The organism is Pseudomonas cimarronensis (assembly GCF_049331905.1).
In the GTDB taxonomy this organism is placed as follows: Bacteria; Pseudomonadota; Gammaproteobacteria; order Pseudomonadales; family Pseudomonadaceae; genus Aquipseudomonas.
The window spans coordinates 2,429,715-2,456,312 of record NZ_CP186283.1; the positions used below are offsets into that span (position 1 = coordinate 2,429,715).

The 26,598-nt window shown below is 58.7% G+C and carries 27 protein-coding genes; 8 read left to right on the plus strand and 19 right to left on the minus strand.

Annotated elements, in window-relative coordinates:
* Nucleotides 1–261: 261 nt before the first annotated feature.
* Nucleotides 262–1,056, plus strand: a complete 795-nt coding sequence (locus tag ACOCLD_RS11390) for an SDR family NAD(P)-dependent oxidoreductase (protein ID WP_422909229.1) — start codon at nucleotides 262–264, stop codon at nucleotides 1,054–1,056.
* Nucleotides 1,057–1,125: 69 nt separating this feature from the next.
* Here ACOCLD_RS11390 and ACOCLD_RS11395 read toward each other — a convergent pair whose 3' ends face one another.
* The 3 genes from ACOCLD_RS11395 to ACOCLD_RS11405 form a co-directional block, all read right to left on the minus strand.
* On the minus strand, nucleotides 1,126–1,683 hold the full coding sequence (locus ACOCLD_RS11395) for a TetR/AcrR family transcriptional regulator (RefSeq protein WP_422909230.1): 558 nt from the start codon (nucleotides 1,681–1,683) through the stop codon (nucleotides 1,126–1,128).
* A gap of 107 nt (nucleotides 1,684–1,790) precedes the next feature.
* On the minus strand, nucleotides 1,791–2,921 hold the full coding sequence (locus tag ACOCLD_RS11400) for a thiolase family protein (protein ID WP_422909231.1): 1,131 nt from the start codon (nucleotides 2,919–2,921) through the stop codon (nucleotides 1,791–1,793).
* A 43-nt stretch (nucleotides 2,922–2,964) separates the two neighbouring features.
* Nucleotides 2,965–3,504 (minus strand): PaaI family thioesterase, encoded by a 540-nt coding sequence (locus tag ACOCLD_RS11405; RefSeq protein WP_422909232.1) that lies wholly within the window; start codon nucleotides 3,502–3,504, stop codon nucleotides 2,965–2,967.
* A gap of 115 nt (nucleotides 3,505–3,619) precedes the next feature.
* On the opposite strand from ACOCLD_RS11405, the gene ACOCLD_RS11410 reads away from it, so the two are divergent.
* On the plus strand, nucleotides 3,620–4,828 hold the full coding sequence (locus tag ACOCLD_RS11410) for an MFS transporter (RefSeq protein WP_422909233.1): 1,209 nt from the start codon (nucleotides 3,620–3,622) through the stop codon (nucleotides 4,826–4,828).
* A gap of 17 nt (nucleotides 4,829–4,845) precedes the next feature.
* Nucleotides 4,846–6,246 carry a dihydrolipoyl dehydrogenase gene (gene lpdA / locus ACOCLD_RS11415; RefSeq protein ID WP_422909234.1) on the plus strand — a complete coding sequence of 467 codons (1,401 nt, stop codon included), beginning with the start codon at nucleotides 4,846–4,848 and terminating at the stop codon, nucleotides 6,244–6,246.
* 180 nt (nucleotides 6,247–6,426) lie between these two features.
* On the opposite strand, the gene zapE is transcribed toward lpdA, so the two are convergent.
* The 7 genes from zapE to ACOCLD_RS11450 form a co-directional block, all read right to left on the minus strand.
* Nucleotides 6,427–7,548, minus strand: coding sequence for a cell division protein ZapE (gene zapE, locus ACOCLD_RS11420; protein WP_422909235.1), 1,122 nt, complete (start codon nucleotides 7,546–7,548; stop codon nucleotides 6,427–6,429).
* A 73-nt stretch (nucleotides 7,549–7,621) separates the two neighbouring features.
* Complete coding sequence (locus ACOCLD_RS11425) at nucleotides 7,622–8,275, minus strand: HAD family hydrolase (protein ID WP_422909236.1); 654 nt, start codon at nucleotides 8,273–8,275, stop codon at nucleotides 7,622–7,624.
* Complete coding sequence (locus tag ACOCLD_RS11430; protein ID WP_257779162.1) at nucleotides 8,275–9,264, minus strand: ABC transporter ATP-binding protein; 990 nt, start codon at nucleotides 9,262–9,264, stop codon at nucleotides 8,275–8,277. The genes ACOCLD_RS11425 and ACOCLD_RS11430 overlap by 1 nt, the downstream gene beginning before the upstream one ends.
* Complete coding sequence (locus tag ACOCLD_RS11435) at nucleotides 9,261–10,058, minus strand: ABC transporter permease (protein WP_422909237.1); 798 nt, start codon at nucleotides 10,056–10,058, stop codon at nucleotides 9,261–9,263. Before ACOCLD_RS11435 ends, ACOCLD_RS11430 begins: the two co-directional genes overlap by 4 nt.
* On the minus strand, nucleotides 10,045–10,899 hold the full coding sequence (locus ACOCLD_RS11440) for an ABC transporter permease (protein WP_257779160.1): 855 nt from the start codon (nucleotides 10,897–10,899) through the stop codon (nucleotides 10,045–10,047). Before ACOCLD_RS11440 ends, ACOCLD_RS11435 begins: the two co-directional genes overlap by 14 nt.
* A complete protein-coding gene (locus ACOCLD_RS11445) occupies nucleotides 10,896–11,702 on the minus strand; it encodes an alkaline phosphatase family protein (RefSeq protein WP_422909238.1) in 807 nt (268 codons plus the stop codon). Before ACOCLD_RS11445 ends, ACOCLD_RS11440 begins: the two co-directional genes overlap by 4 nt.
* 60 nt (nucleotides 11,703–11,762) lie before the next feature.
* Nucleotides 11,763–12,821, minus strand: coding sequence for an ABC transporter substrate-binding protein (locus tag ACOCLD_RS11450; RefSeq protein ID WP_422909239.1), 1,059 nt, complete (start codon nucleotides 12,819–12,821; stop codon nucleotides 11,763–11,765).
* Nucleotides 12,822–13,161: 340 nt separating this feature from the next.
* Between ACOCLD_RS11450 and ACOCLD_RS11455 the strand changes: the two genes are divergently transcribed.
* On the plus strand, nucleotides 13,162–13,878 hold the full coding sequence (locus ACOCLD_RS11455) for a UTRA domain-containing protein (RefSeq protein WP_108489051.1): 717 nt from the start codon (nucleotides 13,162–13,164) through the stop codon (nucleotides 13,876–13,878).
* A gap of 71 nt (nucleotides 13,879–13,949) precedes the next feature.
* Here the strand turns inward: ACOCLD_RS11455 and ACOCLD_RS11460 are convergent, their stop codons facing one another.
* A complete protein-coding gene (locus tag ACOCLD_RS11460) occupies nucleotides 13,950–15,239 on the minus strand; it encodes a M18 family aminopeptidase (protein ID WP_422909240.1) in 1,290 nt (429 codons plus the stop codon).
* Nucleotides 15,240–15,476: 237 nt separating this feature from the next.
* A complete protein-coding gene (locus tag ACOCLD_RS11465) occupies nucleotides 15,477–16,187 on the minus strand; it encodes a 4'-phosphopantetheinyl transferase family protein (RefSeq protein WP_422909241.1) in 711 nt (236 codons plus the stop codon).
* A 581-nt stretch (nucleotides 16,188–16,768) separates the two neighbouring features.
* On the opposite strand from ACOCLD_RS11465, the gene ACOCLD_RS11470 reads away from it, so the two are divergent.
* From ACOCLD_RS11470 to ACOCLD_RS11480, 3 genes are all read left to right on the plus strand, one after another.
* Nucleotides 16,769–17,374, plus strand: a complete 606-nt coding sequence (locus ACOCLD_RS11470; RefSeq protein WP_304865222.1) for a hypothetical protein — start codon at nucleotides 16,769–16,771, stop codon at nucleotides 17,372–17,374.
* 220 nt (nucleotides 17,375–17,594) lie between these two features.
* The gene (locus ACOCLD_RS11475; protein WP_257779154.1) at nucleotides 17,595–18,272 is read left to right on the plus strand and encodes a response regulator; all 678 of its coding nucleotides are present in this window, start codon (nucleotides 17,595–17,597) and stop codon (nucleotides 18,270–18,272) included.
* Nucleotides 18,269–19,651 (plus strand): ATP-binding protein, encoded by a 1,383-nt coding sequence (locus ACOCLD_RS11480; protein ID WP_422909242.1) that lies wholly within the window; start codon nucleotides 18,269–18,271, stop codon nucleotides 19,649–19,651. The genes ACOCLD_RS11475 and ACOCLD_RS11480 overlap by 4 nt, the downstream gene beginning before the upstream one ends.
* A 225-nt stretch (nucleotides 19,652–19,876) precedes the next feature.
* Here ACOCLD_RS11480 and ACOCLD_RS11485 read toward each other — a convergent pair whose 3' ends face one another.
* The 7 genes from ACOCLD_RS11485 to ACOCLD_RS11515 all read right to left on the minus strand — a co-directional run bounded on the left by ACOCLD_RS11485 (nucleotide 19,877) and on the right by ACOCLD_RS11515 (nucleotide 24,915).
* Nucleotides 19,877–20,179: a type II toxin-antitoxin system RelE/ParE family toxin gene (locus ACOCLD_RS11485; protein WP_422909243.1), complete on the minus strand. Its 303-nt coding sequence runs from the start codon at nucleotides 20,177–20,179 to the stop codon at nucleotides 19,877–19,879.
* Complete coding sequence (locus ACOCLD_RS11490) at nucleotides 20,176–20,457, minus strand: type II toxin-antitoxin system Phd/YefM family antitoxin (RefSeq protein WP_422909244.1); 282 nt, start codon at nucleotides 20,455–20,457, stop codon at nucleotides 20,176–20,178. Before ACOCLD_RS11490 ends, ACOCLD_RS11485 begins: the two co-directional genes overlap by 4 nt.
* A 671-nt stretch (nucleotides 20,458–21,128) precedes the next feature.
* Nucleotides 21,129–21,566, minus strand: coding sequence for a hypothetical protein (locus tag ACOCLD_RS11495; protein ID WP_422909245.1), 438 nt, complete (start codon nucleotides 21,564–21,566; stop codon nucleotides 21,129–21,131).
* 91 nt (nucleotides 21,567–21,657) lie between these two features.
* A complete protein-coding gene (locus tag ACOCLD_RS11500) occupies nucleotides 21,658–22,137 on the minus strand; it encodes a hypothetical protein (protein ID WP_422909246.1) in 480 nt (159 codons plus the stop codon).
* A 97-nt stretch (nucleotides 22,138–22,234) separates the two neighbouring features.
* Nucleotides 22,235–22,564 carry a hypothetical protein gene (locus ACOCLD_RS11505; RefSeq protein WP_422909247.1) on the minus strand — a complete coding sequence of 110 codons (330 nt, stop codon included), beginning with the start codon at nucleotides 22,562–22,564 and terminating at the stop codon, nucleotides 22,235–22,237.
* A 78-nt stretch (nucleotides 22,565–22,642) separates the two neighbouring features.
* Nucleotides 22,643–23,110 (minus strand): hypothetical protein, encoded by a 468-nt coding sequence (locus tag ACOCLD_RS11510; RefSeq protein WP_422909248.1) that lies wholly within the window; start codon nucleotides 23,108–23,110, stop codon nucleotides 22,643–22,645.
* Between the two features lie 806 nt (nucleotides 23,111–23,916).
* Entirely contained in the window at nucleotides 23,917–24,915 is a 999-nt protein-coding gene (locus ACOCLD_RS11515; protein WP_233684716.1) for an AraC family transcriptional regulator, read from the minus strand.
* 353 nt (nucleotides 24,916–25,268) lie between these two features.
* Here ACOCLD_RS11515 and ACOCLD_RS11520 point away from each other — a divergent pair, with 353 nt between their 5' ends.
* Complete coding sequence (locus ACOCLD_RS11520; RefSeq protein ID WP_422909249.1) at nucleotides 25,269–26,591, plus strand: dicarboxylate/amino acid:cation symporter; 1,323 nt, start codon at nucleotides 25,269–25,271, stop codon at nucleotides 26,589–26,591.
* Nucleotides 26,592–26,598 lie beyond the last annotated feature (7 nt).

Sequence of the window (26,598 nt, forward strand, 5' to 3'; positions counted from 1 at the left end):
AGGTAACGCTGTCGAATAGAGCGGACAACCTGCAAAGGCTGTCCGCTTTTTTGTGCGTGGTGTTTTTGCGGCGGGTTGTTTACCCGCTTGTCATTGGCTATGCAGCTGTTTACGTCCGGTTTTAGCGCACTGAGTGCCAGCAGTTGCTCGTTGATAGATTTTATTACGGTTGAAATATAATAAATATATTATGGTTGTAATCTTAACTGGCGCACCATACCTGCAGACATGCAAACCATCGCACAGCCCAGGAGACACCCAATGAGCACGCACCATACACAAGGCACTGCATTGATCACCGGCGCTTCATCAGGCATTGGCGCCACCTACGCCGAGCGCCTGGCGCATCGCGGTTACGACCTGCTATTGGTTGCCCGGGATCTGCCGCGCCTGCAGGCCCTGTCGGCGCGTTTGACCGAGCAGTACGGGGTAAAGGTTGAAGCGCTGAAGGCCGACCTGACCGACAAGGCTGATCTGCATGCTGTTACTCAGCGCCTGCGCACCGACAAGTCCATCAGCACGCTGGTCAATAACGCCGGTATGGCCATGAACGGCCAGCTGGCCGAGGCCGATCTCGACACCGTAGACCGCATGATTCTGCTCAATGTGGTTTCCCTCACCCACCTGTCCAGCGCAGCGGCAGCAAACTTCACGGCTGCTGGACGTGGAGCAATCATCAACATCGCCTCGGTGGTGGCTTTGGCGCCGGAAATGTTCAATGCCGTGTACAGCGCCACCAAGGCCTACGTGCTGAGCCTGAGTCAGACGCTCAATGGTGAGCTCAAGGACAAGGGTTTGCAGGTTCAGGCGGTATTGCCCGGGATCACCCGTACCGAGATCTGGGAACGCAGCGGCATGGATGACTCGGCGCTGCCGCCCAGCATGATCATGGAGGTGGGGGAGATGGTGGATGCGGCCCTGGCAGGGTTTGATCAGGGCGAGTTGGTGACCATTCCATCGCTGCCCGATGCCGCCGACTGGCAGGCCTTCACCGCCGCGCGTGGCAAGCTTGGGCCGAATCTTTCTCACAGCAGCGCGGCTGCACGTTACAAGTAAACCTGAGCATCAAGCCAAGCCCCGACTGGCAACAGGCGGGGCTTTTACTTTTGCAGGTGTGCGGGAATGTCAGGCTGTGTTCGGGCTGGTGTTCTGCTCGATCAACAGGCGGCGAGTGGTTTTCAGCAGGTGGTCGGACAGTTCCGGGTCGCTGACGCTGCGTGACAGCAGCAGGGCACCAACCATGGCGCTGAGAATCAGTACGCTCTGCTCATCGGCCTGTTCGCCGTGCAGGCCTGCTTCGATGGTACTCAGACGGTCGCGAATCAGTTCATCAGTGGTCGTGCTGGGAGCGCCGCGTTGGCCCAGTTCGGCGGAAATGGTCGGCAGCGGGCAGCCTTCGCCCGGATTGGCACGGTGTGCAGAGGATAGATAGCCCTTGATCAGACCCGCCAATGACAGTTCGCTGCTGGCGGCGGCCAGCTGTTCGGCGCTATGGCGCAGGGCGGTTTCCACCAGCTCGTCTTTCGACTTGAAGTGGGCATAGAAGCCGCCATGGGTCAGGCCCAGGGTCTTCATCAACGGTTGCAGGCCGGTTGCACCAACGCCATCGCGGCGGAACAGGCGTGCGGCTTCTTCGATGATGCGCTGGTGGGTCTGGGCTTTGTGGTCTTCGGAGTAACGCATGGAGTACCTGGCCGCTGATATTTCAGATGTTGGCTGCCATCTTACCCGCTTCGTCTGGCTGATTCAGCGCCCGGCGCAGTGACGCGCCGGACGGGTGAAGCACAGGATCAGACGGCTTCCAGCAGAGTGGCAACGCCCTGGCCGCCGGCAATGCATTGGGTGGCAATCGCATAGCGACCACCCGTGCGCTGCAGCAGGCTGGCCGCCTTGCCGGTAATCCGCGCTCCGGTTGCCCCCAGTGGGTGACCAAGCGCCAGGGCACCGCCGTCGAGGTTGACCTTGGCCATGTCCAGCCCCAGCTCGCGCACGCAGGCCAGTGACTGGCTGGCGAAGGCTTCGTTGATTTCCACCAGGTCGATGTCCTCGATACGCAAACCGGCGCGCTGCAGCACCTTGCGTGTCGCCACCACTGGGCCCATGCCCATGATTTCCGGTGCGCAACCACCCACTGCGACAGCCTTGATGCGCGCGAAGATATTCAGGCGATGGCGACAGGCAAAGTCTTCACTGCACACCAGCACGGCGGCGCTGCCGTCGGTGAGTGGTGACGCCGTGCCCGCGGTCACGCTGCCGCCAAAGGCCGGCTTGAGCTGAGCCAGGGCCTCGAGGTGGGTGCCAGGGCGGATGCAGCCATCGGCCTCGACCAGGCCTTCTGGCGTGCTGATGGCGACGAGTTCATCGCGAAACAGGCCGCGCTCACGGGCTGCAGTGGCTTTGGCATGCGACTCGACGGCCATGGCGTCCTGATCACTGCGACTGACGTTGAAACGCTTGGCCACTTCCTCTGCCGTGTGCCCCATGCTCATGTAAACCTGCGCAAAGTTCTCAAGCAGGGCGGGGTTGGGGGAGATATTGAAGCCGCCCATGGGCACGCGCGTCATCGATTCGACCCCGGCACAGAGAAAGGCCTCGCCGGCGCCGAGCATGATTTGTCCGGCCGCGAAATGCACGGCAGTCATTGACGAGCCACAGAAGCGGTTGACTGTTGCCCCACCGAGGGTTTCCGGGAACCCGGCGCGGAAGCTGGCAATCCGGGCGATATTCATGCCCTGTTCGGCTTCCGGGTAGGCGCAGCCCATGATCACGTCTTCGATCTCTGCTGGATCGAGGTCGAGCTTGTTCACCAGGCCACGCAGCGTCTGGGCGGCGAGGTCGTCCGGGCGGAGGTTGATCAGGGAGCCTTTCTTGGCGAAGTGAAATGGCGAGCGAGCAAAACCGGCGATGACGATGGATGACATGGTGGAGTTCCTCATGGTGATTAACGCGATGGCAAAGCCGGACTCAGCCGGGCATGTTGAGAATCAGGCAGGTGGTTGAGCCCACGGCATACAGGCGGTCGTCGACGTCATAGATACGCCCCTCGGCCAGTGCGGTGGTGCGGCCGAGATGGACGATGCGCCCCTCGGCGCGGATCGGGCCGATTTTCTTGTTCAGGGCCCGGATATAGCTGATGCGCAGGTCGGTGGTGGTGTAACCCTGGCCGCGTTGCAGTTGGGTGTGGATGGCGCAACCCATGCAGGAGTCGAGAAGGGTGGCGGCGTAACCACCGTGTACGCTGCCCAGGGGGTTGTAGTGACGTTCATCGGGCGTGCCCTGAAAGAGAAAACGACCGGGTGACCACTCCAGTGGGATGAAATCCAGCAGGTGACCGATGGGCGGCGAGGGCAGTTCGCCGCGGCCGATACCGTCAAAGAACTCCTGCGGTAATAGTTCGCTGACTTGCGCCAGGCTCATGCTGCCGGGTGCACCAAGGCTGGCGCGCATGGCCTGTTCGGCGGCGATCCATTCGGCCAGTTTTTCTTCGTGTGATGGAATGCTCATGGGGGCCTCTGCTTGGATCGGTGTTTTATATTTCGAGTGTAATTTTATTGTTTACATTACGACCGAAATATTAATAAATGGCAAGCCACTGCCGCTGAAAATTAAGGGACACGCCATGCACGCTCATCCACTACCGTCGCGCCGTCTGTTGTTGATGCTGGTGGCGTTGACCGCCCTTGGCGAAATCTCCACGCAACTGATCATTCCCAGTCTTGGCGCTATCGAGCTGATCATGGCCGCACAACCGGGTAGCAGCCTGCTGGCGTTGTCGGCTTTCGTCGCGGCTTTTGGCCTGGGGCAGTTATGGCTCGGGCCTCTGTCGGATCGCATTGGCCGGCGTCCGGTGCTGATCGCAGGGGGGCTGATCTATTTGCTCGCCACCTTGTGGATGCTGCTGGCCGGCAGCATGGGTGAATTTATCGCTGCCCGCGTGTTGCAGGGCATTGGTGCCTGTACGGCGCTGGTGTTGGCGCGGGCCATCGTCCGCGACGTGTGGCAGGCGCAGGCAGGGCCTGCCTTGGCGCTGACGGTGATCGGCATGCTCTGCGCCATTGCTCTGTCGCCGATGCTGGGCGGCGTGTTGGTGCTGTATGGCGGCTGGCGCGCACCGATTGCTCTGGCGCTGCTGATTGGTTTTGCCTGCGTGTGCGCGGTGCTGGGCCTGTATCGCGAGAGCAATCGCCAGCTCGATCCGCAGGCCGGGCAGCTCAGCCGTTTGGCCGGCAACTATGCCGATCTGCTGCGCGCTGCTTCGTTCCGTGCGCTGGCCCTGACGCTGGCCTGCACCTATGGCGCGATGTTCGCGGTGGTGGCTGGCTCTTCCGCCGTGTATATCGACCTGCTTGGGCTGAGTCCGGCGCAGTACGGCATTACCTTTGGCGCAATTGTGTCGGCGTTGATCGCCGGGGCGATTTTTACCCAGCGGCGCATCCTGCAACTAGGGCCGGAAAAGATCGTCGGCATCGGCGTGGCGTTGGTGGCGAGCGGTGCGCTGGCGACGCTGGCGATCTATCTGCTGTTCGGTTTGTCGCTGCTCGGCCTGTCATTACCCCAGGTGCTGCTCACCCTGGGTGGCGGCATGCTGATACCTGCTTCGGTGGCCGGCGCGGTGATCCCCAATGCCCACCGCGCTGGGCTGGCCGCAGGCTTTATGGGGTTTGCGCAAATGGCCGGGGCCACCTGCAGTGGCGTCTTGCTCAGCCTGCTGGCGGATGGCTCGGCGTGGCCTATGGTGTTGCTGAACAGTTTATTCGCCGTCGCGGCGTTCTGCGCCTTTCATCTGCTGCGCCCACGGCCGGCAGCGAACGCGGCACTGGTTGGCTAAACCCTAGGAGCAACTCCATGAGCAACTATGACGTGCTGATTATCGGGGGTGGCCCCGGTGGCTATAACGCGGCTATCCGCGCCGGACAACTGGGCCTCAAGGTCGCCTGCATCGAGGGCCGCGAGACCCTCGGCGGCACCTGCCTGAATGTCGGCTGCATGCCGTCGAAGGCCTTGCTGCATGCCTCGGAACTCTACGAAGCGGCGACCAGCGGCGAGCTGAACAACCTCGGCATCGAGGTCAAGCCGACGCTCAATCTGGCGCAGATGATGAAACAGAAGGATGAGAGCGTCACAGCCCTGACCAAGGGCATCGAGTTTCTGTTTCGCAAGAACAAGGTCGAGTGGATCAAGGGCTGGGGGCGTTTGAACGGGCCGGGCAAGGTTACCGTGACCCTCGCCGATGGCAGTGTGCGTGAGCTTACGGCCAAGGACATTGTGATCGCCACCGGCTCGGAACCGACGCCACTGCCGGGAGTGACCATTGATAACCAGCGCATTCTCGATTCCACCGGTGCGCTGGCTCTGCCCGAGGTGCCCAAGCACCTGGTGGTGATCGGTGCCGGAGTGATTGGCCTGGAGCTGGGTTCGGTGTGGCGGCGCTTGGGCAGCGAAGTGACGGTGGTGGAGTATCTCGACCGCATTTGCCCAGGCCTGGACAACGAAGCCGCGAAAACCCTGCAGCGCACCCTGAGCAAGCAGGGCATGAATTTCAAACTGGCGACCAAGGTCAGCGCGGCCAAGGCTGACGGCAAAGGGGTAACCCTTGACCTGCAGCCCGCCGCCGGCGGCGAAACCGAGCAGCTGCAAGCCGATTATGTGCTGGTGGCTATCGGTCGACGACCTTATACCGCTGGCCTCGGCCTGGAAACGGTCGGCCTCGCCACCGACAAGCGCGGCATGCTGGAAAACCAGCAGCACCGCAGCAGCGTGCCGGGCATCTGGATCATCGGCGACGTGACCTCCGGGCCGATGCTCGCACACAAGGCCGAAGATGAGGCCATCGCCTGTATCGAACGGATTGCCGGGCACGCTGCCGAGGTTAATTACCAGGCGATTCCCGGGGTTATCTACACCAAGCCGGAAGTCGCCACCGTGGGCAAGACCGAGGAGCAGTTGAAGGCCGAAGGACGGGCTTACAAGGTTGGCAAGTTTCCCTTTACCGCCAACAGCCGGGCGAAGATCAACCACGAGGCCGAAGGCTTCGTCAAAGTGCTGGCCGATGAGCGTACCGACCAGATTCTCGGCGTGCATATCATCGGCCCCAGCGCCGGCGAGCTGATCGGCGAATACTGCGTGGCCTTGGAGTTCAGTGCTTCGGCTGAGGACGTTGCGTTGATCTGCCATCCGCACCCAACGCGTTCGGAGGCGCTACGCCAGGCGGCGATGAGTGTGCATGGCTGGGCCATGCAGGCCTAAGTCTACTTACAGTCTGCTGCGCGTCGGCCCTGCTGCGTTAAAAGCAGGCTCGGAATGCTCATGTACAAAAGTACACTCCGCTTCCTTGCCGCTTTGACCAGCCGGAGGCTGTTACTAACGTAGCGCCTTGCATGGCTCTAGCTCGCAAGACTTCAAAAAGATTCTTAAAGCCCCAAAGCATTACGCGCCGAAACGCTGGAGTTGCATCTCTTGCAAGCGGCTCAGGGTGCGGCGAAAGGCGAAGCTCAGGTAGCCCTCGGTGTAGAGTTCGGCCAACGGCACCTGGGCTTCCAGATACAGCGGCACCTTGCGGTCGTAACACTCATCCACCAGGGCGATAAAGCGCCGCACGCTGTCATCCTTGACCGACAGCGCCGGCAGCTGCCGATCACCGGCCTGCACCCGCTCGACGCCATCTTCGGTGCCACGAGCGATCTTCGCCGCGCGTTGCGGGCTGCTCAGGTTCGGCACTTCGCTGAGCAGAATTGCCTGGAAGCGGTCGCACAGGGCGATAAAGTCCGGCGCGGCCAGGGGCTGCTCGCACAAATCAGCAAAGCGGCACCAGAGCACGCCGTCGCAGTGGCGCAGGGTCTGCACGCTGCGGTGGTCGAGCGTGAGCGGTTGATCACTGCTGGGCTTGCCTGCGGCCAGCTGGCTAAAGGTTCGGCTCAGTACGCTGGGCAGCCCAGGCGTGGCAACCCAGTAACGGCTATGCGCGGCGCCTGGGTGCAGGCGATGGTCTTGCTCGCCGTTGAGGCTGACCACCTGCATATGCTGTTGCAGGGCCGCCACCGCCGGCAGAAAACGCTCGCGGTTGAAACCTTCGGCATACAGCAGTTCAGGCGGCTGGTTGGAGGTGGCGACTAGCACCACACCCTGCTCGAACATCACCTGAAACAGCCGACCGAGAATGATCGCATCGCCGATATCGCTGACAAACAACTCGTCGAAACACAGCACGCGCAGTTCGCGGCTCAGCTCCAAGGCCAGCGCCTGCAATGGGTCAGGCGTACCGGTGAGCTGAAACAGGCGCCTATGCACCCAGCGCATAAAGTGGTGAAAGTGCTGGCGCCGCGCCGGGACTTTCAGGCCTTTGTAGAAACTGTCCATCAGCCAGGTTTTGCCACGGCCAACCGGCCCCCACAGATATACCCCGCTGAGCGGGCTCAAGGGTTCGTCTTGGTGCAACGCCTGATAGCAATCATGCAAGGCTTGGGCGGCTTGCCACTGCGCCGGGTCGGATTTAAAACCGTCTCGGTCGATGGCCTGCTGATAGGCGCTGAGGGGTGAATTACTGGGCATGAAAACAGGCGTGTGGCAGTGAGGTGGCGCGTTATAGCCTGTTGGCAGGCCTACGCGCCACCTCTCACCGCAATCAGCGCCAGTTGAGGATTGGCCAGCCAGCTTCCTGAGCGTGTCGCAACAAGGTGGGGTCAGGGTTGACCACGTGCGGCTTGTCGACCACCTGCAGCAGCGGCAGGTCGTTGCGTGAGTCGGAATAGAAGTAGGCGCCTTCCAGGCTTTCGCCCTGTTCCTGCAGCCATGCTTGCAGGCGAATCACCTTGCCTTCGCGGTAGGTCATCACGCCCTGGGTGCGACCGCTGTAGTGGCCGTGTTGCTGTTCCAGGTCGATGGCCAGTACTTCCTCGATATTCAGGCGCGCGGCCACCGCGCTGACCAGAAAATGCGCCGAGGCAGAAATGACCAGAATGCGGTCGCCGGCGGCGCGATGCTGCGCCAGGCAACGGGTGGCGTCGCTGTAGAAAATCGGCTCAATCACGTCTTCGACAAAGGGCTCGACCACATGGGCGACTTCTTCCGGTGTGCGGCCCACCAGCGGCGACAGGGTGAAGGCCATGTAGTCTTCCATGGCCAGGCTGCCGGCGGCGTACTGCCGCATCAGTTCCTGTTCATGGGCGATAAAACTGTCCGCATCGGCCCAGCCGAGCTTGACCATTTCCTGGGTCCACAGGCTGGCGCAGTCACCGCCGATCAGGGTTTCGTCCAAGTCGAAAATTGCCAGGGCCATCAGGCCACCTCACAGATTGCGTTGTCTTCAATGTTCAGGTTGATGCGTTGGCCGCTGGCCAGCAGATCGGCGGGGGAGCGGTTGAGCACGTCCACCAGCAGTTCGACGCCACGGGCTTCGATGCGGTAACGGATCACGTTGCCGAGCAGGCGATGGCTGTGAATCTGTCCTTCGATCGCGCCCTGTGCGCCGAGCTGGATGGCTTCCGGGCGGATCGCCACACGGCTGTTGATCGGGCGCAGCAACAGGCGGCTGGCGGCGTCGGCATCAAGCAGGTTGTAGTTGCCGATAAACCCGGCGGCGAAGGCGTCCACTGGCGCGCTGTAGAGACTTTCCGCGTCGCCGCTCTGGACGATCTTGCCGGCATTCATCAGCACGATGCGGTCGCTCATGACCAGGGCTTCTTCCTGGTCGTGGGTGACGAAAATGGTGGTCAGGCCCAGCTCCTGCTGGATGCTGCGGATCTGTTCGCGCAGGTGTTTGCGAATCCGTGCATCCAGCGCCGACAGTGGCTCATCGAGTAACAGTAAACGCGGGCGGGTGACCAGGGAGCGGGCCAGTGCCACGCGCTGGCACTGGCCGCCGGAGAGCTGGTGCGGGTAGCGTTCGGCGAAGTCGTTGAGTTCGACCAGTTCCAGCACCTGTTTGACCCGCTGTTCGGCCTCACTGCCTTTGATCTTCTGCATGCGCAGGCCGAAGGCTACGTTCTGTGCCACGTTCATGTTGGGAAACAGGGCGTAGCTCTGGAACACCATGCCGATGCCGCGTTTCTGCGGCGTCAGTGGTACCAGATCCTGGCCGTCGAGGATGATCTGGCCACCATTGACTCCGGTCAGGCCGGCGATGCAGCGCAGCAGAGTGGATTTGCCGCAACCGGAGGGGCCGAGCAGGGTGATGAATTCACCCTTGCCGATTTCACAATCGATTTCGCTGAAGATGGGGGTGCTGCCGTAGCTTTTATGCAGGCCGCGGATGCTCAGGTAACTCATGGTCTGTCCTTGTTCAGGCGATTGGCTGCCCAGGTGAAGATCAGCACGAAGAAGAAATAGGAAATCACCAGCGCACTGTTGAAGTGGCCGCTGCTGTTTTTCATGTTGTTCAGGTACACCTGCAGGGTTTCATAGCGGGTGCCGACCAGCAGGTTGGCAAACACGAACTCGCCAAACAGGAAGCTGAAGGAGAGAAACAGCGAGACCATCAGGCCCTTGCGCAGGTTGGGCAATACCACCAGAAAAGCCGCCTGCCAGGTGCTGGCGCCGAGCAGCTGGGCGGCGTCCATCAGGTCGCGCAGATTGATCGCTTGCAGGTTGTTGGTGATTGCCCGGTACATAAAGGGCAACGCCACGGTGAAGTAGCAGCCAATCAGAATCCACGGTGTGCCCACCATCGCCAGTGGCCCGGAGCCATAGACCTGCAGCAGCCCCACCGACGACACCACGGGCGGCACGGCGAAGGGCAGCAGGATGAGGATGTTCATCAGGCCGTCGAGCTTCGGGAAGTGGTAATGCACCACGAACAGCAGCGGCAGAATCAGCAGCACCGAGAGCAACAGCGCGGCGAAGCACACCAGCAGCGATTGAGCAAAGGCGGCGAGAAAGCGTGGGTCGCTCCACAGCGCCACATACCATTTAAAGGTCAGCCCGGATGGCAGGATGGTCGCCGACCAACTGGTGGACAGCGAATAGAGCAGGGTGCCGGCCAGCGGCAGCAGCAGAATCAGGAACAGCAGCCAGACCACCACGCGGTGATAAAGGGCCGCGGGTTTGTTTTCAGCGAGCGACATGGTAGCTCCTCTTCAGCAGCCATTGGTGCGCAGCAGTGATCACCACCATCAGGCCCACCAGCACCATCGCCAGGGCGCTGGCCATGTCCGGGTTGAGGCTGATATCACCGGCCACCATCGCGGCAATGCGGATCGGCAGCACGTTGAAATTGCCGGTGGTCAGCGCGTACACCGTGGCGTAGGCGCCGAGCGCATTGGCCAGCAGGATGACGAATGTGCCAAGCAGCGCCGGGGTCAGCACCGGCAGGCCGATATGCCGCCAGAAGTCCCAGGTACCGGCACCGAGCAGGGCCGCGGACTCGCGCCAGTCCTCGCGCAGGGCGTCGAAGGCGGGATAGAGCAGCAGCACGCCAAGGGGAATCTGGAAATAGGTGTAGAGCACGATCAGTCCATTTTTCGAGTAGAGGTTGAAGCTCTCGATCAGGCCGATCTTGATCAGCAGCAGGGTCAGCGCACCGTTGAAGCCGAGGATGATGATAAAGGCGAAGGCCAGCGGCACCCCGGCAAAGTTGCTGGTCATGTTGGAGAAGGCCATGACGAAGTCGCGCAGCTTCGAGTCGACCTGGCGCAGCGAGTAGCTGCCGAGCACGGCGATGACGATGCCAAACAGGCTCGACCAGAAGGCGATCTGCAGGCTGTGCTTGATCGCCTGCAGGTAGAACTTGGAGCTGAAGATCTTCTCGTAGTTGCCCAGGCCCCAGCTGTCACCAACGCTCAGGCTGTGCACCGCCACCCACACCAGTGGAGCGATCTGGAAGGCGATAAAAAATACCGCGAAGGGCAGCAGGCACAGCAGGGCCAACCACCGGCCGCGATTGCCACGGGGTTTGTCTGCTGTCACTTGAGCAGCTCCTTGCACCAGGGTTTGTCATGGGCCGCGCCGAGCAGGGTGCAGATGGTGCCGCACAACTCGGTCTGTCGCGGTTGGGCCTGGCCATCCAGGCTGAACGCACTGCCGGCGACGAACAGCGGCACTTCACGCTCTTCCGGCAGCAGGCCGTTGTGCGAGCGGTCGTTATTCATGCCGTGGTCTGCCGTTACCAGCACCTGATAGCCGGCATCCAGCCAACGTTGCAGGTACTCGGCCAGCAACAGGTCGGCGACCCGCGCGCTGTTGCGGTACTGCGGCGAATCCAGGCCATGCTTGTGGCCGGCGTCATCAATATTCATCGGGTGCACCAGGAGAAAGTTGGGCCGGTGCTGCACCCGCAGGTGCTCGGCGTCGGCAAACAGGTGCGAATCCGGATAGTGGTCGGCGTAGTAAAAATGGCCCTGCTGAATGGGCAGGTCAGGGTCGCTGGTGTGGCGGTCGCGGGCGGCATCGAAGGGCGCGCGGTTATACAGCTCACTGATCCAGTGATAGGCCGCTGCCGCAGTGGACAGGCCGGCGGCGCGGGCATAGTGGAAAATGCTGCGCTGGTTGGACAAACGCACCACATCGTTGTGCACGATGCCGCTGTCGATAGGTGCGACGCCGGTCATGATGCATTCGTAGAGTGGACGAGACAGCGAGGGCAGCTCGCATTCGAGCTTGTACAGTGCGGCACGGCCGGCACCGCAGTAGGCCTGCAGATGGCCCAGCGCATGGCGGGCCACCTCGTAATTCAGGCCATCCAGTACGACCAGGATGACGTTGTGTTTCATCGAACGATTTCCTTGAACAAAAACGCAGCCCGGCGAATGTGTCGGGCTGCGGACCCGCAATTACTGCATTTCGATGATCACATTTTCCTGCCACAGCTGCGGCAGTGCTTTGGAGGTGGCTTCCCAGGCCGCCGGATCCTTGATCGGCTGAACCTTGGCGTACTGCTCGTTCGGCAGCAGTTTGGCCTGTACCTCGGCTGGCAGGGTCAGGTGCTCGGCGCGAATCGGGCGCGCGTTACCCTTGGCCAGGTTGATTTGCCCGGCATCGCTCAAGATGTACTCACGCGCCAGCTTGGCGGCGTTGGGGTTCTTGGCGTACTTGTTGATGATGGTGCTGTAGCCGGAGATCACCGAACCGTCGGACGGGATCAGCACCTCGAAGCGGCTCGGGTCGATCTGATCGCGGTAGGACAGGCCGTTGAAGTCCCAGACAATACCGACTTCCACTTCACCTTTTTCCAGAGTCTGGATGGTCGGGTTGGACAGGCCCAGGCGGCCCTGCTTGGCGATTTCAGCGAAGAAATCCAGGCCCGGCTGGATGTTTGTCTCATCACCGCCATTGGCGATGGAGGCCGCCAGAACCCCGTTAACGGCCTGAGCTGCAGCGCTGACGTCACCGATGGCAACCTTGTAAGTGCCCTGTTTCAGGTCGGCCCAGGAACGCGGTACGTCCTTGACCAGTTGTTTGTTGACAATAAAGGCGATGGAGCCGGTGTAGGCCAGCATCCAGTGGCCGTCGGCGTCCTTGGCCCAGCTTGGAATCTGTTCCCAGGTGCTCGGTTTGTAGGCTTGGGTAACACCTTGCTGCACGGCGATGGGGCCAAAAGCCGCGCCCACGTCACCGATGTCGGCGGTGGCATTGTCTTTTTCAGCGGCGAACTTGGCGATTTCCTGGGCTGAGCTCATGTCGGTGTCCATGTGCTTGAGGCCATAGAGCGTGTTCAAATCGGCCCAGGTGTCCTTCCAGTTGGCCCAGCTGTCAGGCATGCCCACACTGTTTACCGCGCCTTCAGTGCGCGCGGCCTGTTCCAGTGCTTTCAAGTCCGTCCCGGCGGCCATAGCGGAAGTCGCCAGGGCGATGGCTGAGCCCATCAGTGAAGCCAGCAGCAGTTGTTTCATTGGAAACTCCTTTGCGAGTGAGGTGCGTGCGGTAAAGGTCTGGTCTAGATCAGCAAGACCCAGGCCAATTTATGCGTGTTAAATGACAGTTTTATGTACGCTGCTCATTAAACGCTTCAATCCACTGCGTCTGAGCGAGAGCACCACAAGCGTAGACCATGAATAATTCCGCTTGCCGACTGCCTGCGAAGCAAGATTGACCGGACTATGGTGATGCCGGAAGAAAGTTGTCATGGCATGGTCATCAAGACTGCTTAAACTTGAAACATGATTTTTAGCGCGGTACCAACAGGTTTATGCCCTCAAATGGGGCTGGACTAGTCCAATTTGGGAGGTCTTGATGCGCGATGAAGCGCCGCGGGCAGTCACTGCTATATGTCGGGCATTGGAAGAACAGATCGAGCATGGCTTGTTGCCATCGGGTAGCCAGTTGCCGGCCGAGCGCAAGCTCAGCGAAGTGTTCGATACCACGCGCATTACCCTGCGCGAGGCCTTAGGGCAGCTTGAGGCTCAGGGGTTGATTTACCGTGAGGAGCGTCGTGGCTGGTTTGTTTCACCTCCGCGCGTGGCTTATAACCCGTTGGTGCGCAGCCACTTCCATGCCATGGTCGGCGAGCAGGGCCGGGTGCCAGCTACCGAAGTGTTGAGTGCCAAGCTGATTCCTGCCAGTGCGGAAATCTGCCAATTGCTGGCGCTGCCGGCGCTGTCCAGCGTGTATCAGATCCGCCGCGCACGGCGCATCGACGGCCGCCTGGTGCTGTACGTTGAGCACTACCTCAATCCGAATTACTTTGCCGGCATTCTGGATTTCGACCTGACCCGTTCGCTGACCGAACTGTATGCCAGCGAATACGACATTCATTACGGCCGGGTGCGCTTCGACATGGTGCCCACAGCGTTGCACAGTGAAGCCGCATCGGCATTGAAGGTAGCGGTGGGCAGCCCTGCGCTGCGCATTGTGCGGATCAACCGTGACCAGCATGGCCGCTTGATTGATTGCGACCTGGAGTTCTGGCGCCACGACGCCCTGCATGTGAGCGTCGAGGTGCCGGAGTGATGGTCACAGCGTAGGGTGGATGGACAAGCGCCATCCACCCTACGCTGTTGCGAGCTTGCAGATAACGGGCGTCAGGGCAGCTCAGCGCTGGCGTAGAACGCTGTCAGGACTTTCACCAGATGCGCCAGGTCATGGCTGCCGGCCAGTTCGCGGATCGAATGCATGGCGAAGGTTGGCAGGCCGATATCCACGGTGCGCACGCCCAGCTGGCTGGCGGTGATCGGGCCGATGGTCGAGCCGCAACCCATGTCGCTGCGGGTGACGAAGCTTTGCACCGGCACTTCGTTTTCCAGGCACAGGTGGCGGAAGAATCCGGCGGTTTCGCTGTTGGTGGCGTAGCGCTGGTTGCTGTTGATCTTGATCACCGGGCCGGCGTTGAGCTTGGGGCCGTGGTTGGCGTCATGCTTGTCGGGGTAATTGGGGTGTACGCCGTGGGCATTGTCGGCCGAAACCAGTAGCGAGCGCTGGATGATGCGTACGAAGGCGTCTCCATCTGGCAGCACGCGACGCAGCACCTGTTCGAGCATCGGGCCGTCGGCGCCGCAGGCCGAGCAGGAGCCGACTTCTTCATGGTCGGTGCACACCAGTACACAGCTTTCCTCATCCGGCGCCGCCAGTAGCGCCTGCAGTCCGGCGTAGCAGGACAGCAGGTTGTCCAGCCGCGCGCCGGCGATAAAGTCGCTGTTCAGGCCAATCACTGCCGCGCTCTGGGTATCGTAGAAGCTCAGCTCGTAATCGAGCACCGCATCGGCACTGAAGTCATGTTCACGAGCCAGTTGGTCGGTGATCAGCGCGCGGAAGTCGGCCGCTTCGCTGCCCGCGAGCTGGGCGAGAATTGGCGGCAGTTCGTTCTGTGCATTGATCGCCCAGCCCTGATTGGCCTCGCGGTTGAGGTGGATGGCCAGGTTGGGGATCACCGCAATCGGGTTTTGAAAGTCGATCAGCTGGCTTTCCACTTTGCCATCGCGGCGGTAGGTGACACGGCCAGCCAGTGACAGGTCGCGGTCGAACCAGGGCGCCAGCAGCGCGCCGCCGTATACCTCGACGCCGAGCTGGAAAAAGCCCTGGCGTTGCAGCTCGGGTTGCGGTTTGACGCGCAGGCATGGGCTGTCGGTGTGTGCGCCGACCAGGCGGATGCCGCCCTCCAGAGGCGAGCGCTTACCCAGTTTGAAGGCGATGATCGAGGAGTCGTTGCGCGTCACGTAATAGCGGCCACCGGCTTCGGTGTGCCAACTGGCGCGCTCATCCAGGTGCTGAAAACCGGTCGCTTCAAGACGCAAAGCCAGGCTGGCGGTGGCGTGGAAAGGGGTGGGCGAGGCCTTGAGGAACTCGATCAGGCCTTGATTCAAATCTTCGCGCATAGGGCACTCCAGACGGCAATCGGCCGAGTTTAGCGGATTTGCTAAAGGCGCTGTTGTGCCGCAACGCGGCTTGTCAGGCCAAGCGCATGAGAGTGGAGCGTTTGTCGCGGCTGAAGCCCCTCCCACGATTTTGGTTTAGGCGGCTAGATCAGGCGGTAGCTTCATATTGTGGGAGGCGCTTTAGCGGCGATCTTTCAGAACTGCGATTACCTACCCTCATGGCAGGTAGGCAATCGCTCAGCGCGGGATGCTGATCAGGCTGAGCAGGTAATCGTCGAACTCGGCGAACTGACCTTCCAGCTCGCTGCCAGCGGGCCAGTCGGCATGCAGGTCAATCAGCAGGCGCATGCGCACTTTATTGTCAGCATCAATGCTGAGCAGCTCGGCATCCTGAAAGTAGAAGTGCTGCAATACCTGCGGGTAGAGCGCCTTGAACAGGCTTTCCTTGAGTGAGAAGGTCAGGCTGATGCGTTGCGCGTGCTGTTCGCTCGGCAGCTCTTGCAAGCGCAACAGTTCGGCGGGGGTGAGGATTTCCCCGGCCAAGCGCTCGGCGCGGCTGGCCGGCATGATCTGCTCGATATCCAGGCCAAGGCCGCGCCAATCCGCGTTGTTGCCCACTACGGCGCCGGCCCAGCCGCTGCCGTGGGTGATGGAGCCGACAATACCTAACGGCCACTGCGGCGCGCGATCCTCACCACAGGCTGGAACGGTCGCTGTGCCGGTCAAACGCAGCAAGGCTTCACGCGCACACAGGCGGCCGGCCAGGTATTCGGCCTGACGTTTGGCCACGCCACGCACCGGTTCGATGGCGCAACGGCTGAAATCTGCTGGGTCAAGCAACTCGGGCTTAAAAGTGGTGCTGATCAATCGCACTGACGGCAGTTTGTGCGGCAACGGCCAGTGGTCATTCAGCGGGCTGCAGCAGGGTGGCAAGTAGGTTGTATTCATCGGCCTATTCTGCCGCGCGGGGCTTTGCACGGCCAGCTGCTGTGGGCGTTTACATTTCTTTGCAAAGCGGCAACAAAGCTAAACGGAGTTGCCCAGGCTTTTTTGCCACACTGCGGTATGCGTCTCTTTGGAGGCGCAGGTGAGGTTGTAGCAAGTGCATGCGTGAGGCGTGTACCTGCATTTCTCTGAGAATGAGTACGGGAGCCCGTTTGGGCTCCCGTTTTTTTTGCCTGCTTTTCAAGGCGATCATCTTACCGGCCGTCGCTGCACTGTTTACCCACCAGGCTTAAACGTCTGCTATTTGGTATCGAGTGATGCAGCGGTCCAGATCATCCTTTAGCGTTTTGAACTGGTCGCGGATGAATACGCGATTGCCGCTGTAGCGGGAGTGATGCTTGCTGCCGCGAAAGCTCTGCGCTTGGTTACTGGCTTGCAAGGCTCTAACTCGCGAGATCGTTAAAAAGCTTTCAAAGGAGAGGTCGTTCAGCATCTGTTCAGCAAGGGTTCAGTGGGCGTTCAGCTAGGGGGAGGCAACATGGACCTCGAGTTAAGCAACACCGACTAACCACTGAGGACACACCATGAACCGCACTCTTAGCAAACTGGCCCTGGCGACTTCCCTGACCTTCGCTGCGGCTGCGGCCAATGCCGGCGACAACTTTGTTGGCCTGACCTGGGGTCAGACCGATAACAACATTCAGAAGTCCAGCGCGCTCAACAGCAATCTGAACAACCCCAAGCTCGACAAGGTGATCAACGACACGGGCACCTGGGGCGTGCGTGCCGGTCAGGTCAGCGAGACAAACCGTTACTACATGACCTACGAGAATGTCTCGGACACCGACAGCGGCAACAAGCTGCGTCAGCAGAACCTGCTCGGTAGCTACGATGTGTTCCTGCCCATTGGCGACTACAACACCAAGCTGTTCGGCGGCGCTACCGCCGGCCTGGTCAAGCTGGAGCAGGAGAGCAAAGGCTTCAAGCGTGACAGCGATATCGGCTATGCCCTCGGCCTGCAGGCTGGCATTCTGCAAGACATCAACCAGAATGCCTCGATTGAAGCCGGCTATCGCTATCTGCGCACCAATGCCAGCACCGAAATGGCACCACACGGCGCAGGCAAAGCCGGCTCGCTTGACCTGCACAGCAGCGGCCAGCTTTACCTGGGTGCCAACTACAAGTTCTAAGAACTTGTCTCGGACCTGCTGCGCGTCGGCCAACGGCCTCGGAATGCTCATTTACACCTCGTAAACTGCGCTTCCTCGGCCGCTTGACCAGCCGGAGGCTGTTACTAACGTAGCGCCTTGTTTGGCTCTAGCTCGCGAGATCCGATTCAGGTTCTACGCCGCAGGTAGGCCAAAAGGGCCGGGCACAATGCCCGGCCGCTTTATTGGAGGAATGTGCAGGATGAAACTGTTGGTCGTGGAAGATGAAGCGCTGCTGCGTCACCACCTCTATAGCCGGCTTGGCGAGCAGGGCCATGTGGTCGATGCCGTGGCCAATGCCGAAGAAGCGCTGTACCGCGCTGCCGAATACAACCATGACCTGGCGGTAATCGACCTCGGTCTGCCAGGCATGAGCGGGCTGGACCTGATTCGCCAGTTGCGCAGTCAGGACAAGAGCTTCCCCATTCTGATCCTCACCGCCCGTGGTAACTGGCAGGACAAGGTCGAAGGCCTGGCCGCCGGTGCCGATGATTACGTGGTCAAACCCTTTCAATTCGAAGAGCTGGAAGCACGCCTGAACGCTTTGCTGCGCCGCGCCTCGGGCTTTACCCAAGCGAGCATTGCCGCTGGCCCGCTGGTGCTCGACCTAAACCGCAAACAGGCGCTGCTCGATGGCGAAGCCCTGCAACTGACCGCCTACGAGTACCGCATTCTCGAATACCTGATGCGCCACCAGCAGCAGGTGGTGGCCAAGGAGCGGCTGATTGAGCAGCTCTACCCGGATGACGAAGAGCGCGACCCCAACGTGATCGAAGTGTTGGTCGGCCGGCTGCGCCGCAAGCTCGAAGGCCAGCAGGATTTCAAACCCATCGAAACCGTGCGCGGCCAGGGCTACCTGTTTACTGAGCGCTGCCGATGAGCGATGCCGAGCTGAGCAAACCGGCCACTCGCCGTCGCGGCGAGTCCCTGCGCGTGCGCCTAATGCTTGGCACGGCGGTGTTGGCCGTGCTGTTTATGTTGGCGTTGCTGCCGGTCTTGCGCGGCGCCTTTGTGATTGCCCTGGAGCAATCCATCGAAAAACGCCTGGCTTCGGATGCCGCCGGGCTGGTTTCTGCCGCGCGTAATGAGCAGGGCCGATTGAGCATGCCGGACAAACTGCCGGCAGAGGAATTCGACACGCTGGAAGCCAAGCTGCTGGGCTTTATCTACGACCGCCAGGGCACACTGGTCTGGCAGTCGCGCTCCTCGCTGGATGAAAGCGTCAGCTACCGCCCGCGCTACGACGGCCGTGGCCATGAGTTTGTACGCATCAGCGATGCCCAGGGCCGTGAGTTCTTTGTCTACGACGTGGAAATCGACCTGCTGCGTGGGCAGAGCGCGGCCTTCAGCGTGGTCACCATGCAGCCGGCCAGTGATTACCAGGCCATGTACGACGGCTTTATGGGCCAGCTCTACTTCTGGCTCGGTGGCGCGCTGCTGGTGCTGCTCGGGCTGCTGTGGTTTGGCCTGACCTGGGGCTTTCGCAGCCTGCGAGGTCTCAGCGCTGAGCTGGATCAGGTCGAAGCCGGCACCCGTGAAGGCCTGAGCGAACAACACCCGCGCGAGCTGCTGCGCCTGACCGGCTCGCTCAACCGCCTGCTGGAGAGTGAACGCCAGCAGCGCGAACGCTACCGGCATTCCCTGGACGACCTGGCGCACAGCCTGAAAACCCCCTTGGCCGTGCTGCAAAGCGTGGCGGAAGTGATCGACAAGCAGCCGCAGAACCGCGAACAGTCGCAGGTGCTGCAACAGCAGATCGAGCGCATGAGTCAGCAGATCGGCTACCAGCTGCAGCGCGCCAGCCTGCGCAAAAGTGGGCTGATCCGCCACAGCGCGCGCCTGGCACCTTTGCTCGATACGCTCTGCGGCGCGCTGGACAAGGTCTACCGCGACAAACAGGTGCAAGTGCTGCGCGACTTTGCTGTTGAGCAGCACCTGCCGATGGAACGCGGCGCGCTGCTGGAGTTGCTCGGCAACCTGCTGGAGAACGCCTACCGCCTGTGCCTCGGCCAGGTGTGCGTGAGTGTGCGTCAGCAGGGCGGCGTGCTTGAGCTTTGTGTGGAAGACGACGGCCCTGGCGTGCCGGCCGATCAGCGCGAACGCATCCTACGCCGTGGCGAACGGCTGGATGCCCAGCATCCGGGGCAGGGCATTGGCACCGCAGTGGTCAAGGACATTATCGAAAGCTACGGCGGTGAACTGTTGCTGGAGGATTCCAATCTGGGCGGCGCGAGTTTTCGTGTACGGCTGAGCAACTGAAGCATATTGCGAGCATATGGCAGGGGTGTTGGCAGCGGTATTACGGACTTGCTGGCTGCGCCCGGATTTACCTGTGGGCATGCTCTGGTAAGTCGGTCTTCAGGTAAGAAGGAGAAGCCCTAATGAGTGCGCCATTCATGCTGCATCTTGTGCACATAGCGTTTGGTTAAGGGGCCGGCTTTAGCCGGTCCCGAGTGAGCGAAGCGAACGGCCTTGAACCAATTGTTATGTTTCGTCACCACCAAGCTCGGATTCTCGTAATAACTGATTGCTACGCCGCACTGTCAGAATATCAATTTGATCTTTGACGCTATAAATAACCCGATATGCTCCGAACATTACTTCTCTGATGCGGTGTGCACCCACCTCAGGAACAATGCGCCCACTTTCAGGAAAGTCAGCCAAGCGTTCTACTGTGGCAAATAGCTCATCGACCCATTTAACTGCAGCAGCAGGCTTGTCTTCGGCAATGTATTGAGCGATATCTTCTACACGTTCCAACGCAAGCGGAGACCACACGATTTTCATCGGTTCAGCCTACTCAGAACTCGGGACTTTGCGTCTTGATGAGATATGCCTGCCCCGCTGGCAATTTGCTCCTCGGCTTTATAGACCTCTTCCAGTACCTCCAGGCGCTCTTGCATCCTCTCGTACTCCTGGACGTCGACCAGAACGGCAACGCCGCGCCCCCTCTGCGTTAGCACCACGGGGCGGCGGGTTTCATGGATCTGTTTTACAAATGTGGCCACGCCTGCTCTGAACTCAGAGAGGGGGCGGATATCTTCATCTACGTGGACTCTGGACATGACGGGTACCTTCGTACGTTTGCTTGTACTGCTGAGCGTACGCCAGAAGCCAGGGTAGGGCAAGGTAAGGGCTGGTAAACATAACGTTTGGTTAAGGGGCGGGCTTTAGCCCGTCCTAGTGAGCGCAGCGAACGGTTTGAACCAGTTGTTAGAGGTTAACTGCACGCTTACCTCTTAATGTTTCAAATATTTTTATTGATACAGGTGGGTTAAATTCTTTTCCACGCAATGAGAATATGAAGAAAAATATAAGGCTTACGAGATAGTAGCCTGCTGATATTAGTATGATTATTGTTTTTGATAGGCCGCTATATATTGTTGGGATAGTAAACTCTCCGTCTCTGGCTACAATTAATAATGCAGAATTGATTAGTCCAAGCGCCAAGACAAGTAATAGTATTGATATTGTAAGGTCGAATATTTTTAGGGCGGTGAGGCTTGCGAAGTTGAGTGAGCGTTTTTTGAAGGCGAAGTACATTATTGCTGGGGTAACCAATAGAAGCCATACAGAAATGTAATTAGATGCGAATAAAAAAAGCCGGTATTGCAGCTGATACCAGGCGTTCTTTTTTACTTACGATCATAGGTAATTCCGTTTAACCTCTAACGTTTGGTTAAGGGGCCGGCTTTAGCCGGTCCCAGTGAGCGAAGCGAGCGCTTTGAACCATTTGTTAGCCTTTGGAGGCCAGCAGAAGATTTAGCTTTTGATGGAACACCATAGCATTGGAAATTGACAGGGCTATTCCCGAACCAAATATAAATATTGCTAAGCCGACATATATCCAGGGCGAAAGATTAAGTATTAGCACTGCTTTTGCGACGCCAAGCATTAGAAAAAATGTAAGTGCAATTATTGCTAGTAAAATAGCCAGCTGACCAGCAAGATTCCTCCAGTGACTTAAGTTTCTTTCGTTTGCTGGCACAGGCAGCAGCATGCTTAGGTAATGGAATGAGAAACAGCCGCCCCAAAAGAATACTGCGAATCTTGAGAATGCAGCCTCATCAAGACTGCTCATGTCAGTTAGGCTTATTGCGTATAAAAGCGCGCTTGTAAAGAGAACGTACATGAGAATTAAAAATCGTTTTAGGGCTTCGTATTTGTTTGTCATGCGTATACCTAGGGCTAACGTTTGGTTAAGGGGCCGGCTTTAGCCGGTCCCGCAGTGAGCGAAGCGAACGACTTGAACCAGTTGTTAGGCATTACTCTGACTTCTTGCCGTCATTCAAAATTTCGCCGTAAAAGAAGTCGCTCACGGATAGTTTTTCGGTGAATTTTGAGAATGCTTTGTTTAGAAATTTAACAAAGTAGTTTTCTATGGTGCTGTCTGGGCTTAGCACTACATGGACAATGCCCTCGTGGGCTGCAAGTGTTTTTGCACCTTCCTGCGGTTCCAGGGGGCTTACGGCTATTCCACCTACAGCACCGATATCTTTAATGCGGTAGGCAATGGCCGCCATTTGCTCCTGCTTTAGCTTTGATTTTGTATAGCGACGGCACTCTATCAGGATTGTTCCTGAGTCTCCGACACGGATGCCTTTTGCGTCTATTTCCCAATTTGTTCCGGACGCGCCAGGAACTATCTGTTTGCCCTCTACAACGGAAAGGCCCAGCTCTTTGCCAAGCTCGTTAAGAATGAACCGAGCCAGTTCTTCATAACTCTTCCATTTTGTTTCAGGCATGTGCGCAAGTTCCTTTGCCTAACGTATGGTTAAGGGGCGGGCTTTAGCCCGTCCCAGCGAGCGGAGCGAGCGATTTGAACCAGTTGTTAGGCCGTATTTATTCATATTTGAATTTAACGTTTGCGGGGCCGCCATTCTTAACGGAAATAGTAAACGCGCTCCACTTGCCACCTGTGTGTGAATGCATTACTTCATGAAGTTTGGCGGCGAGATCTGTAAGCTTGTCACCTTCGTCATTGAGGTAATCACTAACAATTATTCCGTTGTCTGTATATGAAAATTTAGATCCAACTGACCAGCTGCCATCATCTTCACAATTGTATTCAAAAGTGCAGGTTGCCTCTTCAAACTCTGAGGGGGCACTGTCATAGAGATATTCTGAAATTTTAGAAAGAATATCAGTCTGGGCATCAATGAGGTTCGACATGTGTGAAGCCTAACGTTTGGTTAAGGGGCGGGCTTTAGCCCGTCCCGAGTGAGCGGAGCGAACGACTTGAACCACTTGTTAGGCGCGACGCAGAGCTTCAGCGAACTCATGTTCGCATTCGGCACCCCACCACGGAGCAACAAGCGTACCACCTAGCCCGCATAGCTTTTTTAGCAGTATGAGCAGAGCGTTGATCTCGGACGTTCCCCATGCGCTACCCATTCGGTAGTCGATGGTTAAGCTAGAGGGCATAACGAGAACTCCTAAATCGGGAAGCGTGCAGTTAGCAATGGTTATACCTGCTAGCACTACATGGAATGGCTCTGCTGATTCACAAACAACCAATGACGCATCACCGCTACCTGTGAATGGCTTCTCTTTTTGCGAAGCTTTGATCCAAAGGTAGCCTCCGCTGGCCGTTACACTCCTGGCATTATTTGCGAATAGAAATTCGAAAGCTTTGGATACTTTATCCGGATCTGAATATCGAACTTCCAACTCTGGAAGAGAGCCGTCATCGGTATCAAAGTATCGGAGCAATTTCATACAACGCCTAACGTTTGGTTAAGGGGCCGGCTTTAGCCGGTCCCGAGTGAGCGAAGCGAGCGGCTTGAACCACTAGTTAGGAGCCGCGCTGTGATTTTTGAATTGTAGCCAAGCAATAATTAATACGGCTATTGAGTACACGGCAATTGTTACTTCGGTTCCATATGGATTTGCTATATAAAGAAGAAAAAACCACACAATTGATGCTGTGGATGCTAGTAGCCCAATCCAAAGCAAAAACCTAAATATTTTGTTTTTAAGATTCAATAAATAGGCTGTTAAAACTAACGAAGCAGCTAGCGGGATGGGGAATACCTCGATTGGTATTGAGAAAAAAGCATTTCTGTTGGCTCCCGCGAAAAATAAGAAAGCACAAAATATGAACATGCCAATCCAAAAAAGGTATTTAAGAGTTGCAGATTGATTAGGCATGCGGTTCCTAACTATAATTAGGCGACATCGCTGTCGCATAAAACACCTGAAGGTGTCTGATAACGTTCCTTATCATGCAGCAACCCTTTGATTTGCTTAGAGGCGTGAATGTTCAACGCGACTAAGGTGAGGTGAAAAAGCGACATGAATGGCAACGCGTACCAAACCAGCTCAAGTGTTGTAATGTTCAAACGCTATTGATCGGTTCCAAGGCTGTCTAGCAGATGTGTTGAAAATGTCTCGAAATCACGGCGAGGAGGGGCCGTCAGACCACGTACGATTTAACTGGAGCCCAGAATAGCTGGGCTTTGCCTTCGATCTTTGATTACGCCATAAACGTTCGTGTGTTGCATGCAGTCGGCAACTTTGCTGTCTTACCCTTCCTGCGCCCGATACGCCCCCGGCGTTAATCCCGTCCATTTCTTAAACGCCCGATGAAACGCAGACGGCTCGGAAAACCCAAGCTGCTCAGCAATATCCTGAATCGCCAGTTCATCGCGCCCCAGGTGGTAAATCGCCAGGTCGCGGCGCAGATGGTCTTTGAGTTCCTGAAAGCTTGAGCCTTCCTCGCGCAAATGGCGACGCAGGGTTTGTGGGCTCATGTGCAGTTGTTGGGCGACGGCATCCAGGTCCGGCCAGTTGCTGCAGTCGCGGCCAAGCAGGCGGCGGATTTGGCTGATCAGGCTGTCGCCGCCATCCGGGCGGGCCAGCAGGTCAGCGGGGGAGTGCTGGAGAAATTGCTTGAGCGTGCGTTCGTCCTGCAGCAGTGGCATGGCCAGATAGCGTGCGTGAAACAGCAGGCTGGTACGCCCGGCGGTAAAGCGCCGGGTGCAGGGGAAGAGCAGTTCGTATTCGCTGGCATGCGCCGGTTGGCTGTAGGTGAAGGTGGCTTCTTCCAGGCGGATGCGTTGGCCGATCAGCCAGCTGCCGAGGCGATGCCAGATCACCAGCAGGCTTTCCACCAGAAAGTGGTCGGGGTCCCACAGGGTGGAGTCGTCGACGCTTAGCCGCGCCCAGTCGCCTTCGCGTTGGATGCTGATGGCCGGGGCCTCGGGGAACAGGCTGTAGAACAGCGCGCCACGGCCCAGGGCTTTTTCCAGGGAATGGCAGTGGATGATCGCGTAACACATCATGGCGAAGGTGCCGCGCTTGCTGCGCATGCGGCCGAAACCCAGGTATTCGTCGTCGAGACTTTCCCACAGCAGTTGCACCAGGCGGGCGAATTGCTCGGGTGCGACCCGTGCGCGGGGTTCGTCGAGCAGCGCCGGTTGGATGCTCAGCTGGCGCAGCAGCGGCGTGCAGTCGTGGCCCTGGCGTTCGGCGCCGCGTAAGGCCGCGCGGACAAAGTGGCTGGCGATGGTGCGTTCGCGCATGGAGGCTCGCTCGTTGTTATAGGCGGGCGATGGTAGCCACACGCCGGTCTGTGCAACAAGCCAAGGCGCTGTTGGCTGGTCATTGGTTTGCTGGGGATAACCGCCACGGGGCTGGTCATGGGCGTGCGGGAATCCGCCAGATTAGCTGATTTTTAATCGGGTTAATTTTTCAAGTTGCTGATTTATAAGGATTTAAAAATTAAACCCAGAGTGGCATGGGGCTTGCGATAGGCCGCGCGAGGTGCGCCAGGTGCACCGACAAAAAGTCCCCCATCGTTAAGGGGGGTAGTGCTTATTCGGGTGTTGCCGGTGTCGATGGACGTTGCCGGGCAATATCGCTGAGGACCTCTGCCATGACCGCCACGCCGCTCGCTGCGCCACGTCAACCGTTCTACCAGATGCTCTATGTCCAGGTACTGGTGGCCATCACCATTGGTATTCTGCTTGGCCACTTCTACCCGGAAACCGGTGTGGCGCTCAAACCGCTGGGTGATGGCTTCGTCAAACTGATCAAGATGGTGATAGCGCCGATCATCTTCTGCACCGTGGTTAGCGGCATCGCCGGTATGCAGGACATGAAGGCCGTCGGCAAGACCGGCGGTTATGCGCTGCTGTATTTCGAGATCGTTTCCACCATTGCGCTGGTGATTGGCCTGATTGTGGTCAACCTGGCGCAGCCAGGCGTGGGCATGCACATCGACCCAAATACCCTGGATGCCAGCAGCATCGCCGCTTATGCCTCGGCCGGTGCGCAGCAGAGCACCATCGGTTTTCTGCTTAATGTGATCCCGGCCACCGTGGTGGGGGCGTTCGCCAATGGCGACATCCTCCAGGTGCTGTTCTTCTCGGTGATCTTTGCCTTCGCGCTGCAGCGTATGGGTGACTATGGCCGCCCAGTGCTGGAGTTTATCGAGCGCATTGCCCAGGTGATGTTCGGCATCATCAACATGATCATGAAGCTCGCGCCCATCGGTGCCTTCGGTGCCATTGCCTTTACCATCGGTCAGTATGGCGTGGGCTCGCTGGTGCAACTGGGCCAGTTGATGATCTGCTTCTACATCACCTGTGTGTTTTTCATCCTCGTGGTGCTCGGCGGTATTGCCCGTAGCCATGGCTTCAGCATCCTCAAATTCATCAAGTACATCCGCGAAGAGCTGATGATTGTGCTCGGCACCTCGTCGTCCGAGTCGGTGTTGCCGCGCATGCTGACCAAGATGGAAAAACTGGGGGCGAAGAAGTCGGTAGTGGGGCTGGTGATCCCCACTGGTTACTCATTCAACCTCGACGGCACATCGATCTACCTGACCATGGCGGCGGTGTTTATCGCCCAGGCCACTGATACGCCGATGGACCTGACCCATCAGATCACTCTGTTGCTGGTATTGCTGGTGGCGTCCAAGGGGGCGGCCGGGGTCACTGGTAGCGGCTTTATCGTGCTCGCGGCCACGCTGTCGGCGGTGGGCCATCTGCCGGTTGCTGGCTTGGCGCTGATTCTGGGTATCGACCGCTTTATGTCCGAAGCCCGCGCGCTGACCAACCTGATCGGCAATGGTGTGGCGACTATCGTGGTCGCCAAGTGGTGCAAGGAGCTGGATGAAGATACCCTGCAACGTGAACTGGCCAGCGGTGGCAAGGAGCAACCTGTGCCCGCAGCGGCCAAGCCCGAACTGAGCTGACAGATTA